Source organism: Microbacterium sp. C5A9 (assembly GCF_022627955.1).
Lineage (GTDB): Bacteria > Actinomycetota > Actinomycetes > Actinomycetales > Microbacteriaceae > Microbacterium.
Map to the genome: position 1 here is coordinate 131,934 of NZ_JABXGD010000002.1, position 15,809 is coordinate 147,742.

General features: G+C 68.0%; 17 protein-coding genes. 13 read left to right on the top strand and 4 right to left on the bottom strand.

Annotated features, from left to right (window positions below; all coding sequences use genetic code 11):
• Window positions 1-7 precede the first annotated feature (7 nt).
• Window positions 8-1,087, top strand: coding sequence for a peptide chain release factor 1 (gene prfA / locus HWD99_RS03780; protein WP_241794916.1), 1,080 nt, complete (start codon window positions 8-10; stop codon window positions 1,085-1,087).
• A 37-nt stretch (window positions 1,088-1,124) separates the two neighbouring features.
• Here the strand turns inward: prfA and HWD99_RS03785 are convergent, their stop codons facing one another.
• Together HWD99_RS03785 and HWD99_RS03790 are read right to left on the bottom strand one after the other, a co-directional pair.
• The gene (locus HWD99_RS03785) at window positions 1,125-1,778 is read right to left on the bottom strand and encodes a response regulator (RefSeq protein ID WP_241794917.1); all 654 of its coding nucleotides are present in this window, start codon (window positions 1,776-1,778) and stop codon (window positions 1,125-1,127) included.
• Entirely contained in the window at window positions 1,775-3,424 is a 1,650-nt protein-coding gene (locus HWD99_RS03790; protein WP_241794918.1) for a sensor histidine kinase, read from the bottom strand. Before HWD99_RS03790 ends, HWD99_RS03785 begins: the two co-directional genes overlap by 4 nt.
• A 145-nt stretch (window positions 3,425-3,569) precedes the next feature.
• On the opposite strand from HWD99_RS03790, the gene HWD99_RS03795 reads away from it, so the two are divergent.
• A complete protein-coding gene (locus tag HWD99_RS03795; protein ID WP_241794919.1) occupies window positions 3,570-5,114 on the top strand; it encodes a CitMHS family transporter in 1,545 nt (514 codons plus the stop codon).
• An 83-nt stretch (window positions 5,115-5,197) separates the two neighbouring features.
• The gene (locus HWD99_RS03800) at window positions 5,198-5,599 is read left to right on the top strand and encodes a hypothetical protein (protein ID WP_241794920.1); all 402 of its coding nucleotides are present in this window, start codon (window positions 5,198-5,200) and stop codon (window positions 5,597-5,599) included.
• Window positions 5,600-5,623: 24 nt separating this feature from the next.
• Here HWD99_RS03800 and epsC read toward each other — a convergent pair whose 3' ends face one another.
• Window positions 5,624-6,193, bottom strand: coding sequence for a serine O-acetyltransferase EpsC (gene epsC / locus HWD99_RS03805; protein WP_241794921.1), 570 nt, complete (start codon window positions 6,191-6,193; stop codon window positions 5,624-5,626).
• Between the two features lie 8 nt (window positions 6,194-6,201).
• Window positions 6,202-7,140, bottom strand: a complete 939-nt coding sequence (gene cysK / locus HWD99_RS03810; RefSeq protein WP_241794922.1) for a cysteine synthase A — start codon at window positions 7,138-7,140, stop codon at window positions 6,202-6,204.
• Between the two features lie 99 nt (window positions 7,141-7,239).
• Here cysK and prmC point away from each other — a divergent pair, with 99 nt between their 5' ends.
• The 10 genes from prmC to HWD99_RS03860 all read left to right on the top strand — a co-directional run bounded on the left by prmC (window position 7,240) and on the right by HWD99_RS03860 (window position 15,802).
• Window positions 7,240-8,100, top strand: a complete 861-nt coding sequence (gene prmC / locus HWD99_RS03815) for a peptide chain release factor N(5)-glutamine methyltransferase (protein ID WP_241794923.1) — start codon at window positions 7,240-7,242, stop codon at window positions 8,098-8,100.
• A gap of 50 nt (window positions 8,101-8,150) precedes the next feature.
• The gene (locus tag HWD99_RS03820; RefSeq protein ID WP_241794924.1) at window positions 8,151-8,858 is read left to right on the top strand and encodes an L-threonylcarbamoyladenylate synthase; all 708 of its coding nucleotides are present in this window, start codon (window positions 8,151-8,153) and stop codon (window positions 8,856-8,858) included.
• Entirely contained in the window at window positions 8,855-10,027 is a 1,173-nt protein-coding gene (locus HWD99_RS03825) for an MraY family glycosyltransferase (RefSeq protein WP_241794925.1), read from the top strand. The genes HWD99_RS03820 and HWD99_RS03825 overlap by 4 nt, the downstream gene beginning before the upstream one ends.
• Complete coding sequence (locus HWD99_RS03830; protein ID WP_241794926.1) at window positions 10,024-10,599, top strand: hypothetical protein; 576 nt, start codon at window positions 10,024-10,026, stop codon at window positions 10,597-10,599. Before HWD99_RS03825 ends, HWD99_RS03830 begins: the two co-directional genes overlap by 4 nt.
• A gap of 146 nt (window positions 10,600-10,745) precedes the next feature.
• On the top strand, window positions 10,746-11,528 hold the full coding sequence (atpB, locus tag HWD99_RS03835) for a F0F1 ATP synthase subunit A (protein ID WP_241794927.1): 783 nt from the start codon (window positions 10,746-10,748) through the stop codon (window positions 11,526-11,528).
• A 59-nt stretch (window positions 11,529-11,587) separates the two neighbouring features.
• Window positions 11,588-11,824, top strand: coding sequence for an ATP synthase F0 subunit C (atpE, locus tag HWD99_RS03840; RefSeq protein ID WP_042541851.1), 237 nt, complete (start codon window positions 11,588-11,590; stop codon window positions 11,822-11,824).
• A gap of 27 nt (window positions 11,825-11,851) precedes the next feature.
• Window positions 11,852-12,406, top strand: a complete 555-nt coding sequence (locus HWD99_RS03845; protein ID WP_241794928.1) for a F0F1 ATP synthase subunit B — start codon at window positions 11,852-11,854, stop codon at window positions 12,404-12,406.
• Window positions 12,406-13,194, top strand: coding sequence for a F0F1 ATP synthase subunit delta (locus HWD99_RS03850; RefSeq protein WP_241794929.1), 789 nt, complete (start codon window positions 12,406-12,408; stop codon window positions 13,192-13,194). Before HWD99_RS03845 ends, HWD99_RS03850 begins: the two co-directional genes overlap by 1 nt.
• Window positions 13,195-13,241: 47 nt before the next feature.
• Entirely contained in the window at window positions 13,242-14,882 is a 1,641-nt protein-coding gene (gene atpA / locus HWD99_RS03855) for a F0F1 ATP synthase subunit alpha (protein WP_241794930.1), read from the top strand.
• Window positions 14,883-14,902: 20 nt separating this feature from the next.
• A complete protein-coding gene (locus tag HWD99_RS03860; protein ID WP_241794931.1) occupies window positions 14,903-15,802 on the top strand; it encodes a F0F1 ATP synthase subunit gamma in 900 nt (299 codons plus the stop codon).
• The last annotated feature ends 7 nt before the right edge of the window (window positions 15,803-15,809 follow it).

Here is a 15,809-nt window from a genome sequence, read left to right on the forward strand (position 1 = left end):
AGCCGCTGTGTTCGAGTCCGTCCAGACTCTGATCGACGAGCATCGCCGGGTGCAGGAGGAGCTCTCCGACCCGGCGGTGCACGCCGACGCCGCTCGGGCGAAGCGCGTCAACCGCCGCTACGCCGAGCTCTCCCGCATCGTCTCGGCGCACGACGCGTGGGTGGCGGCGGTCGACGACCTGGAGGCCGCGCGCGAGCTCGCCCGTGAGGACGAGGCGTTCGCCGACGAGGTCCCCGGCCTCGAAGACGGCGTCCAGGCCGCGCAGGAGAGGCTTCGTCGTCTGCTCATCCCGCGCGACCCGGATGACGCCCGCGACGTGATCATGGAGATCAAGGCGGGGGAGGGCGGCGCCGAGTCGGCGCTGTTCGCCGCAGACCTGCTGCGCATGTACATCCAGTACGCGGCGTCGAAGGGGTGGAAGACCGAGCTCCTCGAGCGCAACGAGTCCGATCTGGGCGGATACAAGGATGTCCAGGTCGCGATCAAGGGATCCTCGACCGACCCCGCGCAGGGCGTGTGGGCTCACCTGAAGTACGAGGGCGGTGTGCACCGTGTGCAGCGCGTGCCGGCGACCGAGTCGCAGGGCCGCATCCACACCTCGACCACCGGCGTGCTGGTGTTCCCGGAGGTCGACGAGCCCGATGAGATCGCGATCAACCAGAACGATCTCAAGATCGACGTGTTCCGCTCCTCGGGCCCCGGCGGCCAGTCCGTGAACACCACCGACTCCGCCGTGCGCATCACGCATGTCCCGACGGGGATCGTCGTCTCGATGCAGAACGAGAAGTCGCAGCTGCAGAACCGCGAGGCGGCGATGCGCGTGCTCCGCGCCCGGCTGCTCGCCAAGCAGCAGGAGGAGCTGGACGCCGCGGCATCGGACGCCCGCAAGTCGCAGATCCGGGGGATGGACCGCTCGGAGCGCATCCGCACCTACAACTTCCCCGAGAACCGCATCGCCGATCACCGTACGGGCTTCAAGGCGTACAACCTCGACCAGGTGATGGACGGGGCTCTCGAGCCGATCATCGAGAGTGCGATCCAGGCCGACGAAGAGGCCCGGCTCGCCGCGGTCGGCTCGGAGTCCTGAGCCGACGGCGAGTCCCGTCGGCGCGATCGGTGCCCGATCAGCGGCGTGCCGCGTACCGGTGCTCCGGGCGTCCGGTGGCTCCGTAACGGAGTCGCACCTCCACGACGGTCCTCGCGGCGAGAGCGGCGAGATGGCGCTGCGCCGTCGCACGGGAGATCCCGACGCGGTCACCGACCTCGGCGGCCGACGCCTCGCCGTCGCCGAGCGCGGCGAGCACCAGCTGCTCGGTCGCGGAGCGGGAGACCGAGACCGTATCGCCGGACCCGTGCAGGATCGCCAGGGCGCGGTCCACGTCCTCCTGACGGAGGGGACGCTCTCCGGCGAGGAGGTTGCGATAGCGCGCATAGCGCTCGAGGAGTGCGGTCAGCGCGCGTCGGTCGAAGGGCTTGCGCAGATAGCCCACCGCCCCCGATCTCAGCGCCCTGCGCACGGTCGGCGCATCGTCGGCCGCCGAGATGAGAATGGCGTCGACCCCGGTGTCGCGGACGAGAGCGATGCCGTCGCCGTCCGGCAGGAAGACGTCCGCCAGGATCAGGTCGGGTCGCAGCGAGGCGATGCCCTCGCGCGCCTCGGCGATGGAGCGCACGGGATCGAGTGCGGCGAAGCCCGGTTGACCGTCGACGACGCCCTGGTGCAGCTGCCCGACGCGGAAGTCGTCGTCGAGGATGAGAACGCGGATGGGGTCGGTCATGGTCGCTCCTCGTGAGCTGTGGTCGGGGCGGAGACGGCGCCGTGCAGGCGAGCGGCGAACACCGCGCCGTGCTCCGCGCCGCCGTGGTCGATGATCCAGAGATCGCCGTGTCTGCGGCGCGCGATCTCGCGCGAGAGCGGGAGGCCGAGGCCGTGTCCGTGGACGCTGTCCGGGTCGCCGTCCTCCGAGGGTCTCGGTGACAGCGGGTCGACGTCGCCGAGACCGTGACCGGAGTCCGCCACCGTGACCACGAGCGCGTCGCCGTCGCTGAACACCGCCACCTCGACCCAGCGGGGGATCCGAGGTCCGGCGACGGCTGCCGTCACCGCGTTGTCGACGAGGTTGCCCAGCACGGCGGCGACGTCCTCGGGCTCGGCGACGCTGCCGATGAGCTGGGAGGAATCGGCAACGCGCAGCGCGACGCCCCGCTCACCCGCTTCGACGCCCTTGGCGCCGAGGAACGAGTGCAGGAAGGGGTCGCTCAGCACGTCGAGGCCGTCGACGGGAAACGCCACGGACCCGCGCTCGACGAGTTCACCGAGGAACGCCCGTGCGCCAGGGACCCGGTCGGCATCGATCAGCCCTGCTGCGACGTGCATGCGGTTCGCGAACTCGTGCCGCTGCACGCGGAGCGCGGCGGTCATGGTGCGGACGGTCTCCAGCCGCTCGGTCAGGGCGACCAGATCGGTGCGGTCGCGGATGATCAGGACGTCGCCGAGCGGCCGTCCGGCGCGCACGACGGGCCGCGAGTCGAGATACAGCACGCGTTCATCGACCACCGCGTGGGATCGCGATCGGGAATCGCGCACGGTCTCGATGACGGCGGCAGGAAGGGCGAGGTCGATGAGTGCACGTCCGATGGGCGACTCGAGCCCCAGCATCCGGTCGGCGGCGTCGTTGCTCACCCGGACGATCCCGTCGGTGTCGACCGCCAGCACTCCGTCATCCACACCGTTGAGCACGGCGGTCTGGTTCTGCACCAGCGCCACGAGCTCTTCGGGCTGTACGCCGAGGGTCAGGCGCTCCCAACGGCGGCGGAGCAGCAGGAAGGTCAGCACCGCGAGGGTCAGCGCGCCGACGGCTGTGAGGCCGATCACGGTGAGCAGCGGCGGGAGATCGTCGAAGACGCCCGTGCGCTCGAACCCGACGCTGACCTCTCCGACCGGCGTCCCGTCGTCGTCGAGCACGGGGACCTTCGCGCGCGCCGACTCGCCGAGCGTGCCGGTCTGCCAGTCGACGACCTCGTTGCCCGCGAGGACCTCGGCGAAAGGGGTGCTGACCACTTCGCCGATCCTCGCGGTGGTGGGATGCGCGAGACGGATGCCGTCCTCGTCGGTGATCACGACGAACAGTGCGCCGGTCCGGTCGGAGACGCGCATCGCGATGCTCTGGAGCTCGCCGTGCCGGAGCGCCTCGGCATCGGGCCTGTCGTTCGCCGCGGAGATGCGCGCGACCTCGGCGCGCACATCAGGATCCTCAGCGACCGTCCGCGCGATGCCGAGAGCAGTCGCCTCGGCTTCCGCGCGCAACTGCTGGACGGTGAGCAGGAGGTAGACGCCGGTGCACAGCACGACGACGAGAGCGACGGTCGCGAGGTGCAGCAGCAGCGCGCGCGTCGCGAACCGCGGTCTGGTCGTCGTCGACATGGGACTCCCTTCGCGCAATATGCGCAGAACCCACGCTACGCGCACAACGTCAGGGAATGCGGGATACCGCACCCGCGGGTGACGGATTGCCTAGTCTCGTCAGGATCCGTCTCAGACGACGGTGCGACGACGAAGGAGTCACCGTATGCCCGACGCACTCACCGGCCTGTTCGCGGCCGCCGAAGAGGCACCCACGTACGACGTGGCGTTCGTGCCGCCGGAGTGGCTTCTCGTCCTCCTCGGGTTCACGATGGTGCTGGCGTTCATGACGCTGATCATGACCAAGCGCCTCACACCGATGGTCGCGCTGATCCTCGTCCCCACCGTGTTCGGCCTGTTCGCCGGCGCGGGGCTCGGTCTCGGCGACATGATCCTCGACTCGATCGCCACCATGGCTCCGACGGCGGCCCTGCTCATGTTCGCGATCATGTTCTTCGGGATCATGATCGACGTCGGCCTCTTCGATCCGCTCATCCGCCTGATCACACGCCTGCTCGGAGACGATCCGGCGAAGGTCGTCCTCGGCACCGCCATCCTGGCCGGCGCCGTGTCGCTCGACGGCGACGGCTCGACGACGTTCATCATCACGACGTCGGCCATGCTGCCGATCTACCTCCGACTCGGCATGAGCCCCGTGGTGCTCACCTGCGTGGCGGGACTCATGAACGGCACGCTGAACATCGTGCCGTGGGGCGGCCCGACCGTGCGAGCCGCGACCGCGCTCGGTCTGCAGCCGACCGACATCTTCGTGCCGATGCTCCCCGCCCTCGGGGTGGGAATCGTGGTGACTCTCGGCTTCGCCTGGATGCTCGGGCTGGGGGAGCGTCGTCGTCTCGGTCGCCTCGACGCGTCCGGATCGCTCGCGGGTGCCGAGGGCGGCGCGCTGTCGACCGTGCCGAAGCTGTTCCGAGGCTCCGACGCGCAGCCCGGCGCACGGGCGGCGCTGCGCACCGGCAACATCGTCGTCGTCTCGGGCGGACGCGGTCCGGTCTCCGCCGCGAGCGTCGATCTCGCGGACACCGCGATGGCCGACACCATGCTCGATCCTGCACGGCCCACGCTGCGGCCCTCGCTGATCTGGTTCAACCTCGCGCTCACCGTCGCGGTCATGGTCCTGCTGGTGATCGACATCATGCCCCTCCCGTACGTCTTCATGGTCGGCGCCGCCGTCGCCCTGCTGGTGAACTTCCGGGGCATCAAGGACCAGGCATCCGAGATCGTCGCGCACGCTCCGAGCATCGTGGGGGTCGTGTCGATGGTGATCGCCGCCGGAGTCCTGGTCGGCGTCCTGTCCGGCACGGGGATGGTCGACGCGATGGCCACGTGGATCACCGACGTCCTCCCGCCTGCGCTCGGCCCGTTCCTCGCGCCCATCACCGGGCTGCTGTCGATCCCGTTCACGTTCTTCATGTCGAACGACGCGTTCTACTTCGGCATCCTGCCGGTCCTCGCCCAGAGCGCCGCGGCGTTCGGCATCGATCCTGTCGAGATGGCGCGCGCGTCGATCATCGGTCAGCCCGTGCATCTGCAGAGCCCCCTCGTACCCGCGATCCTGCTGCTCGTCTCGCTGGCGAGCGTGAACCTCGGCGATCACCACCGCAAGGTGCTCTGGCGTGCCACGGTCGTGTCGCTCGTGATGCTCGCGGTCGGCATCCTGTCGGGAGCGATCCCGCTCTTCGTGGCCCAGTGATGCTCGTCGCGCCGTGACGCGCCGCGGGGAATCGGACACGACCGGTTCCCCGCGGCGCTGCCCGCGAGCGATAGGCTCAGCGCGTGATCACGTTCCTGTTCCGCGCTCTCATGTACGTCGTGTCCGCGGGCCTCGGCCTCATCGCCGCCGATCTCCTCCTGGACGGTTTCCAGATCCAGTGGGACAAATGGTGGGGCTTCGTCGTCTGCATCCTGATCTTCGCCGTGCTGCAGAGCGTACTGGCGCCGTGGGTCAGCAAGATCGCCGATCGCTATGCCCCCGTGCTCATGGGCGGCATCGGGATCTTCTCCACCCTCATCGCCCTCGTGATCGTCGTCCTGCTGCCCATCGGCGGGCTGCGCATCGTCGACGTCTCCGGGTGGCTGCTCGGAGCCGTGATCGTCTGGCTCATCACCGCGGTCGGCAGCGTCCTGCTGCCGCTGATCTTCCTCCGCAAGAAGGTCGACAAGGCGCGGAATCGCTGAGGGCTCGGCAGGCGCTCCAGGCCCTCAGATCGAGTATTCGGGTGCGGTGAGCACTGCCTTGGTGTCCTCGCCGAGCACGCGTGCCCGTGCTTTCGCCGGGACCCCGACCAGGATGCTGTCGGCGGGCGCGTCGCGGGTGACCACGGCGTTCGCGCCCACCACGGATCCTGTGCCGATGGTGATGGGCCCGAGGATCTTCGCTCCCGCCCCCACGGCGACGCCGTCGTGGAGGGTGGGGTGCCGTTTGCCGTGGTCGCGAGTGCGACCGCCCAGCGTGACTCCGTGATAGAGCATGACGTCGTCGCCGATCTCGGCGGTCTCGCCGATGACCACTCCCATGCCGTGGTCGATGAAGAATCGCCGACCGATCTGTGCGCCGGGGTGGATCTCGATCCCGGTGAGCCAGCGCGAGACCTGCGACGTCGCGCGGGCCAACAGCCGGAGCCGACGGCGCCAGAGCGCGTGCGAGATGCGATGCGCCCATATCGCGTGGAGACCGGGATACAGCAGCGCCACCTCGGCGGCACTGCGCGCGGCGGGATCTCGAAGTCGTGCTGCCGCGATGTCCTCGCGCATTCGGCCGATCATGCCCATCTGTCGGATCAGGATTCGCGCAGGTGCTCGTACAGGGCGGTCGACAGGTAGCGCTCACCGAACGAGGGGATGATCACGACGATCGTCTTGCCTGCGGCCTCCGGGCGTCGCGCGACCTCGAGAGCGGCCCAGATCGCGGCACCGCTCGACATGCCGACGAGGATGCCCTCTCTGCTCGCGGTCTCCCGTGCGACCCGGATGGCATCGTCGAAGGTGACGTCGATGACCTCGTCGAGGATGTCACGGTCGAGGATGGGCGGCACGAAGTTCGGTCCGATGCCCTGGATCTTGTGCGGTCCGGGGTGTCCCTCGGTCAGGATGGGCGAGTCCTTGGGCTCGACGGCGATGATCTGCACGCCGGGGACGCGTTCCTTCAGCACCTGGCCGACGCCGGTGATGGTACCGCCGGTCCCGATGCCGGCGACCAGGTAGTCGACAGAGCCCTCCGTGTCGCGGAGGATCTCCTCGGCCGTGGTCCGGCGGTGGATCGCGGGGTTCGCCTCGTTGGCGAACTGCTTGGCGAGCACGGCACCCGGCGTCCGGGCGGCGATGGCCTCTGCTTCTGCGACCGCGTGCGTCATGCCCTTCGTGGGGTCGGTGAGGACGAGTTCGGCGCCGAATGCCTTGAGGAGCATGCGCCGCTCCTTCGACATCGATGCGGGCATCGTGAGGATCACCTTGTAGCCGCGCGCCGCGCCGACCATCGCCAGCGCGATGCCGGTGTTGCCGCTCGTCGCCTCGACGATCGTGCCGCCCGGCTTCAACTCGCCCGAGGCTTCCGCCGCGTCGACGATCGCGATGCCGAGCCGGTCCTTCACGCTCGACGCCGGGTTGTAGAACTCCAGCTTGGCGAGCACCGTGGCCTCCAGGCCCTCGGTGACACGGTTCAGACGAACCAGCGGGGTGTTGCCGAACGCGGTGGTGATGTCGGGGTGGATGCCGGACATGTGAAGGCCTTCCTGTGATGGGGGACTGCGGCTCCAGCCTAGGTGAGCTGCCCCGGGCACCGGGCATTGTGACGCCTTTCCGGCTCTACGCTGGAGCACATGCCTGAGACCTCCCTCGCCTCCCTCGTCCACGCCGCAGCCCAGCGACTGGCCGAGGCGGGAGTCCCCGATCCGCTCGTCGATGCGGAACTGCTCATGGCGCACGTGCGGGGTGCGCGGCGCGGAGAGGTGCAGGCGGCGATCATCCGCGGTGACGTCGTGGGCGAGGACGAGCAGGCGGCGGTGGAGGCTCTCGTCGGGCGTCGCGCGGCACGAGAGCCCCTGCAGCACATCACGGGAACCGCGCCGTTCCGACACCTCGAACTCGCCGTCGGCCCTGGCGTCTTCGTGCCGCGCCCCGAGACGGAGACCGTGGTGCAGTTCGCGATCGACGCACTCCTGACCGCTCCCGATCCCGCACCGGTCGCGGTCGACCTCGGCACCGGCAGCGGCGCCATCGCGCTGGCGATGGCCACGGAGGTGCCGCACGCCCGGGTGTACGCGACGGAGCTCTCGCCCGACGCGTTCCCGTGGGCACGGCGCAACACCGAGGGAGTCGCGAACCTGACCCTGGTGAACGAGGATCTCGCGCAGGCGTTCCGTGAGATCGACGGCACCGCCTCGGTCGTGATCTCCAACCCGCCGTACGTCCCCGACGCCGCGATCCCGCGCGATCCGGAGGTCCGTCTCTTCGACCCCGCGATGGCCCTGTACGGAGGCGAGGACGGGCTCGACATCGTGCGGGTGCTGAGCGTGCGCGCACTCGAGCTGCTGCGACCGGGCGGTCTGCTGGTCATCGAGCACGGCGAGCTGCAGGGGGAGGAGATCCGCAGCATCCTCACCCGTGAGGGATGGAGGGCCGCGGCGACGCATCGTGATCTGACTCTCCGCGACCGCGCGACGACCGCTCTCCGGCCGTGATCGCGCCGTCACCGCGTGCTCAGGCAGACCCCGGCTAGAATCGAGTCGTCATGTCCTCCATCTTCGATTGCGGCGACGACGGTCAGCTCCTCGCCGGAATGCGTCACGCGCGCCAGGCCATCAGTCGCGGCGAACTCATCGTCATGCCCACCGACACCGTCTACGGGGTCGCCGCCGACGCGTTCTCCCCGCAGGCCGTGCAGCGCCTTCTCGACGCCAAGGGGCGCGGCCGCAACCAGCCGCCGCCCGTGCTGATCGGCTCGGTCGAGACTCTCGAAGCCCTTGCCGAGTCCGTACCCGAGCCCGTGCGGCGTCTCGTCGATGCCTTCTGGCCGGGCGGACTGACGATCGTCTTGCCTGCTCAGCCGTCGCTGGCCTGGGACCTGGGAGACACCCTGGGCACCGTCGCCGTGCGCATGCCCGAGGGACGGGTGGCACTCGAGCTGCTCGCCGAGACCGGACCCCTGGCCGTGTCGAGCGCCAACCTCACCGGCCTCGACGCCGCGACCTCGGCGGAGGATGCCGAGCAGATGCTCGGCGACAGCGTGTCGGTCTACCTCGCCGACGGCGTCAGCGAGACCGGCATCGCCTCCACGATCGTCGACGCGACTTCGCTCGTGGCGCGTGCGCCCGACCCCCGCACCGGCACGGTGCGAGTCCTGCGCGAAGGGGCGATCAGTCGCGAACGGCTCGAAGAGGTGCTCGGGGATCTGCTCGAGCCCGCTCCTGCGCAGGAGGACGCGGACGGGGATTCGTGAAGCAGTACCTCTTCACCGTCATCATCACCGCCGCGATCACGTTCGCGCTGACCTGGGCGGTCTGGAAGCTGAGCCTCCGCTTCAAGCTCTATCCGAGCATCCGTGAGCGCGACGTGCACACGACCCCGACCCCTCGTCTCGGGGGAGTGGCGATCTTCCTCGGCATCGCCATCACGATGGCTGTCTCGGCGGCGAACCCGTTCTTCGCGACGATCTGGATGCCGCCCCAGACGATGTGGTCGATCCTGGCCGCTGCGCTTCTGATCGCGGTGATCGGAGTCGTCGACGACCTGTGGGATCTCGACTGGATGATCAAGCTCGGGGCCCAGTTCCTCGCCGCGGGAATCATCACGGTCGGGGGAGGGCTGCAGATCCTCTCACTGCCGTTCGGCGACCTCATCGTCTTCTCCAGCTGGCTGAGCATCACGATCACGATGTTCGCGATCGTGATCGTCATGAACGCCGTGAACTTCATCGACGGTCTCGACGGTCTCGTCGCCGGGGTGTGTCTGATCGCGAACGGCGTCTTCTTCGCGTACTCCTACATCCTGACCCGCGACACCGGTGCGTCGAGCTACTTCAACCTCGCGTCGTTCCTCGCCGCGGTGCTGATCGGCGCGTGCCTCGGGTTCCTGCCCTTCAACTGGAGCCCGGCGAAGCTGTTCATGGGCGACTCGGGTGCGCTCGTGCTCGGTCTGCTCATGGCGACCTCGGCGATCGCCGTGACCGGCCAGCTCGAGCCGTCGGCACTCGACCTCGAGCGGCTCGGTCGTTCGCAGCTGCTCGGTGCATTCATCCCGATCCTGCTCCCGCTCCTGGTCGTGCTCCTGCCTCTCCTCGACTTCGGACTCGCCGTCCTCCGTCGGATGAACGCGGGCAAGTCCCCGTTCTCGCCCGATCGGAAGCACCTCCACCACCGGATGCTCGACCTCGGACACCGCGATCGCGATGCCGTGCTCATCTTCTATGCCTGGACGGCCGTCATCTCGCTCGCCGTGCTGCTGATGTACGTCGGCGCCCGCGAGGACTGGCCGGGGCAGTACCTGCCCGGCGTCGCCTTCGGCGTGGTGGGCATCGCCGCCTGCCTCGTCATCACCCTGAATCCCTTGCGCCGTCGGAAGACTGCGGCGTCTGCTGAACCCGACCCGAACCCCGTGGAGTCCCCGTGAGCCCGAGCCCCGTTTCCAGCAACCCCATCCTGCGGAGAACCCTGATCTGGTCGGCCGTCTCGATGGTGATCCTCGCGATCGTGGCCGGCGCGATCGGTCTGCTCGTCGGAGGGACCGAGGGCCTGATCAGCGGCCTGCTCGGCGTGGTGCTCGCGATGCTGTTCCTCGGCATCACGGCGCTCAGCATCCTGATCGCCAACCGCTGGTTCGGCGATCCGCTGTATGTGCAGCTGTTCTTCGCGATCGTGCTGGGCGGCTGGCTGCTCAAGCTCGGCCTCTTCGTCGTGATCATGATCGTGCTGAGCGGCCAGCCGTGGATCAGCCCCATGGTCTTCTTCCTGTCGATCGTCACAGGCGTCGTGGCGACCCTCGTGATCGACGTGATCGTGATCACCCGGATGCGGCTGCCGAACGTGAGCGACGCGTCTCTGCCGACCGAAGCGCCGACCGACCATGCACCCGGCGTCCAGCTGCCCACCGTCGTGCCCGAGGACCGCGCTCCGGGGCGGCATCACATCGTCCCCGAGACCCGCGACCCGGAAGGCCCCGCCGAAGAGGCCCCGCGGTCTTAGGGCACCCTCTTATTCTGATAGTGTTGAGACGTGCCCGCCGCTCGCCCGCGAGCGCTTGCGCTTGAAGCACACCGACCATCGTCGCCCCGGTTCTGACCGGTGCCCCGAAGCTGGAGCCCGCGCTGTTCAATCTTGCTGCGACCCTGATGCCCAAACTCGCCTCTGACGGCGAGTTCCACGGACCTTCGATCGACGAGTTCTTCCCGGAGATCCTCTTCGAAGTCGCGGGTGTTCCCGTGCACCGAATCCACCTCGTGCAGTTCATCGCCGTCGTGGCGGTCGTTCTGATCCTGGTCCTCGGAACCCGCCGGATGAAGGTCGTCCCCGGCCGCTTCCAGAGTGTCGTCGAGATGGGGCTGGACTTCGTCCGCACCAACATCGCGCACGACCTGCTCGGACGCAAGGACGGCAACCGCTTCCTGCCGATCCTCACCACGATCTTCTTCATGGTGCTGTTCATGAACATCACGGGAATCATCCCGTTCCTGAACATCGCCGGAACGAGCATCGCGGCAGTTCCGCTCACGCTCGCTCTCGTGAGCTACATCACCTTCATCTACGCCGGTATCAAGAAGAGCCCGGTGGGCTTCTTCAAGAACGCACTGTTCCCCTCGGGCGTGCCGTGGCCGGTCTACATCATCGTGACGCCGATCGAGTTCCTCTCGACCTTCATCATCCGTCCCGTCACGCTGATGCTCCGACTCCTGATGAACATGGTCGTCGGACACATGCTCCTGGTGCTGTGCTTCGCGGCCACCCAGTTCTTCTTCTTCACCGCAGGTGGCGGCTGGGCCGCTCTCGGTGTCGGAACCCTCGCCTTCGGCGGCGCCTTCACTCTCTTCGAGATCCTGGTCGCCGTCCTCCAGGCATACGTCTTCACCGTCCTCACCGCGGTCTACATCCAGCTCGCGGTCGCAGAAGAGCACTAAGCCCACTAGGCACTGAGCGGGTCGGCGACTGCCGGCCCACCCAACGAAAGGAAAAACCCGTGGACGCTACTACGGTTCTCGCAGACATCAACGGTCACCTCGCTTCGGTCGGCTACGGCCTCGCAGCAATCGGCCCGGCCATCGGTGTGGGCATCGTCGTCGGCAAGACCATCGAGGGTGTCGCTCGTCAGCCCGAGCTGGCCGGCCGCCTCCAGGTCCTCATGTGGATCGGTATCGCCTTCACCGAGGCGCTTGCATTCGTCGGCATCGCCGTCGGATTCATCCCCTTCCCGTAATCTCTACCGACTTCTGAAGGAGACAGGATGCTGAACGCTCTTGTCACGAACCTCGCAGCAGAGGGAGAAACGCCTAACCCGCTGATCCCCGCGTGGTACGACATCATCTGGTCGGGTCTGTGGTTCCTCGTCATCCTGGTCGTCGTGTGGAAGGTCGCCCTTCCGAAGTTCACGGCACTGCTCGACAAGCGGTCCGCCGCGATCGAGGGCAACATCGCCAAGGCCGACGAGGCACAGAAGCAGGCTGAGGCCGCACTCGAGGAGTACACCCGGCAGCTCGCCGAGGCGCGCACCGAGGCCGGCGAGATCCGTGAGGCCGCCCGTGAGGACGGCAAGAAGATCGTCGCCGAGGCCAAGGACACCGCTTCGAGCGAGGCAGCTCGCATCACGGCGACCGCGCACACGCAGATCGAGGCCGAGCGCCAGACCGCTCTCGTCTCGCTGCGCAGCGAGGTGGGCTCGCTCGCCATCGACCTCGCCGGTGGCGTGGTCGGCGAGACGCTCTCGGACGATGCTCGCGCGACGGCGGTCGTGGACCGCTTCCTCGCCGACCTCGAGGCATCCGAGAAGGCGGCTCAGTAATGGGCAGCGCGACCACTCAGGCACTCGCGGCATCCACTCAGGCGCTTGCCGCAGCGAAGGACGTCACTCTCGACTCGGCCAAGGAGCTGTTCGCGGCTGCCAGGACCGTGGCGGAGTCGTCTCAGCTGAGCGGCGCGCTCACCGATCCCTCGGCTCCGGCCGAGGCGCGACAGAACGTCGTGTCGGCGGTCTTCGGCGGATTCTCTCCGGACGTGCAGAACGTCCTGAAGACCGTCGTGACCCAGCGCTGGTCCTCCTCGTCGCAACTCGTCGACGGTATCGAGGAGCTCGCCATCCGTGCCGCGGCGATCGCCGCTCCCCAGGCCGACATCGGGGGAGAGCTGTTCGGCTTCTCCCGGGTCATCGCCGCGAACGCGGATCTCGAGCTCGCGCTCGGAACCCGCCTCGGAGGAGAGGACGCGAAGGGAGCTCTCGTCGAGAGGCTTCTGGCCGGGGGCGTCAGCGACGCCGCCGCGCTGATCGTCTCGTCGCTGGTCCGCCAGCCGCGAGAGCGCCGCATCCGGCAGATGCTCTCGCGGGCGACCCGCATCGTCGCGAACCAGGGCGATCGGGTGGTGGCGACGGTGCACACCGCGAAGCCGCTCACCGACGCCCAGCGCACCCGCCTGAGCGCCGCACTCTCGCGCCGCTACGACGGCAACGTATCCCTCAACGAGGTCTTCGACCCCGCCGTCGTCGGAGGCCTGCGCGTGCAGATCGCCGATGACGTCATCGACGGCAGCATCTCCGCTCGACTCGCCGACCTTCGCCAGAAGCTCGCGGGCTAACACGACTTCGCGCGGGGAACCGCGCACCCAGATACAAAGGGAAGACAATGGCAGAACTATCGATCAGCCCCGACGTCATCCGTGACGCGCTGAAGGACTTCGCCGCCGCCTACGAGCCCACCGGGGCAGCGGCGACCGAGGTCGGCACCGTCATCGACGCAGCGGATGGAATCGCACACGTCGAGGGCCTGCCCGGCGTCATGGCCAACGAGCTCGTGGCCTTCGCGAACGGCACCAAGGGCCTCGCGCTGAGCCTCGACCAGGACCAGATCGGTGTGGTCGTCCTCGGCGACTTCACCGGTGTCGAAGCAGGACAGGAGGTCACCCGTACGGGTGAGGTCCTCTCCGTGCCCGTGGGTGACGGCTACCTGGGTCGCGTCGTCGACCCGCTCGGGAACCCGATCGACGGCCTCGGCTCGATCGCCACCGAGGGCTCGCGTGAGCTCGAGCTGCAGGCGCCCGGCGTCATGCAGCGCAAGTCGGTGCACGAGCCGATGCAGACCGGCATCAAGGCGATCGACGCCATGATCCCCGTCGGACGCGGCCAGCGTCAGCTGATCATCGGCGACCGCCAGACCGGCAAGACCGCGATCGCGATCGACACGATCATCAACCAGAAGGACAACTGGGAGTCGGGCGACGTCAACAAGCAGGTGCGCTGCATCTACGTCGCGATCGGCCAGAAGGGCTCGACCATCGCCTCGGTGAAGGGCGCGCTCGAAGAGGCCGGTGCCCTGGAGTACACCACGATCGTGGCAGCTCCGGCCTCCGACCCCGCCGGCTTCAAGTACCTGGCTCCGTACACCGGTTCGGCCATCGGCCAGCACTGGATGTACAGCGGCAAGCACGTCCTGATCATCTTCGACGACCTGTCGAAGCAGGCTGAGGCCTACCGTGCCGTGTCGCTGCTGCTGCGTCGTCCGCCGGGCCGCGAGGCATACCCGGGTGACGTCTTCTACCTGCACTCCCGTCTGCTGGAGCGTTGCGCGAAGCTGTCCGACGAGCTCGGCGCCGGTTCCATGACGGGTCTCCCGATCATCGAGACCAAGGCCAACGATGTCTCGGCGTACATCCCGACCAACGTGATCTCGATCACCGACGGCCAGATCTTCCTGCAGTCCGACCTCTTCAACGCCAACCAGCGTCCGGCGGTCGACGTGGGTATCTCGGTCTCGCGAGTCGGTGGAGACGCTCAGGTCAAGTCGATCAAGAAGGTCTCGGGAACGCTCAAGCTCGAACTCGCTCAGTACCGCTCGCTCGAGGCCTTCGCGATGTTCGCGTCCGACCTCGACCAGGCGTCGCGTCGTCAGCTCTCCCGTGGTGCGCGTCTGACCGAGCTGCTCAAGCAGCCGCAGTACTCGCCGTACCCCGTCGAGGAGCAGGTCGTCTCGATCTGGGCCGGAACCAAGGGCAAGCTCGACACGATCGAGGTCTCGGACGTCCTCCGCTTCGAGCGCGAGCTCCTGGACTACCTTCGTCGCAACACCACGGTGCTCGACACCCTGCGCGAGACCAACGTCCTCGATGACGACACGGTCGCAGAGCTCGAGAAGCACACGGACGCTTTCCTCCTGGAGTTCCAGGGTGGCAAGGGGCAGGCCATCGGCGCTCCCGGCCACGAGGAGCACGGTGCGGCCGAGGCCGACGACGTCAACCAGGAGAAGATCGTCAAGGGTCGTCGCGCGTAATCGCGTGAGGAACTGATTTCATGGGCGCTCAACTCAGGGTCTACAAGCAGAAGATCTCTTCTGCTCAGACGACCAAGAAGATCACGAAGGCGATGGAACTCATCGCGGCTTCGCGCATCCAGAAGGCGATGGCACGCGTCAAGGCGTCCAGTCCCTTCGCGCGTGCCGTGACGAGGGCCGTGTCCGCCGTCGCGACGCACTCGAACGTCGACCACCCGCTCACCCGCGAGCCCGAGACGATCCGCCGTTCCGCGGTCGTGATCTTCTCGTCGGACCGCGGTCTGGCCGGAGCCTTCAACTCGCAGATCCTCCGTGAGGGTCTCGAGGTGGCGGAGCTCCTGCGCAGTCAGGGCAAGGAGCCGGTGTTCTACCTCGTCGGTCGCAAGGCCGTCGGCTACTTCCAGTTCCGTCGCATCGCGGCGGCTGCGGAGTGGACCGGCGACACCGACACCCCGTCGTTCCACACGGCCGAGGAGATCTCGGCCACGCTGCTCGAGGACTTCTCGCGCGGTGCCGACGAGGGTGGCGTCGACGAGATCCACCTCGTGTACAACCGCTTCGTCAGCATGATGACGCAGTCGCCGGAATCCGTGCGCCTGCTCCCGCTGGAGATCGCGGAAGCCGATGACTCCGAAGCAGGTAGCGCCGTCTACCCGCTGTACGAGTTCGAGCCGGATGCCGAGACAGTCCTCGACGCGATCCTGCCGGTGTACATCCAGAGCCGCGTCTTCAACGCTCTCCTGCAGTCGTCCGCCGCCAAGCAGGCTGCGACGCAGAAGGCGATGAAGTCGGCCAGCGACAACGCCGACAAGCTCATCACCGACTACACCCGCCTGCGCAACAACGCGCGTCAGGCGGAGATCACGCAGCAGATCGCGGAGATCGTCGGCGGCGCCGACGCACTCTCGTCGAGCAAATAGACCATCA